This is a genomic window from Streptomyces sp. NRRL WC-3549 (genome assembly GCF_000721935.1).
Classification (GTDB): Bacteria; Actinomycetota; Actinomycetes; order Streptomycetales; family Streptomycetaceae; genus Streptomyces.
Genome location: NZ_KL585448.1, coordinates 14,866 through 15,142, shown reverse-complemented (window position 1 = coordinate 15,142; position 277 = coordinate 14,866). Strand labels below are relative to the sequence as shown.

Annotated in this window: 1 protein-coding gene; it reads left to right on the top strand. The window is 69.7% G+C overall.

Annotated features, from left to right (window positions below; translation table 11 throughout):
- Positions 1-277: acyltransferase domain-containing protein (locus IH13_RS0135105; protein WP_158791483.1), on the top strand; the 277-nt coding region annotated here is incomplete at both ends.

Sequence of the window (277 nt, the reverse complement as noted above, 5' to 3'; positions counted from 1 at the left end):
CGACGGTGACCGGGGAACTCCTGGACACGGCGGGTATGGATGCCGAGTACTGGTACACCAATCTGCGCCGGACGGTTCTCCTGGAGGAGACGACCCGGGTTCTGCTGGATGCCGGGCACAGTGTGTTCGTCGAGGTCAGTCCGCACCCGGTGCTGGCCGTCGGCCTGGAGGAGACGTTCGAGGCCGCCGGCAGCGACGCGGTGGCGCTCGGGACGCTGCGCCGTGACGAGGACGAAGCCCGCCGCTTCACCACCTCCCTGGCCCAGGCGCACGTGCA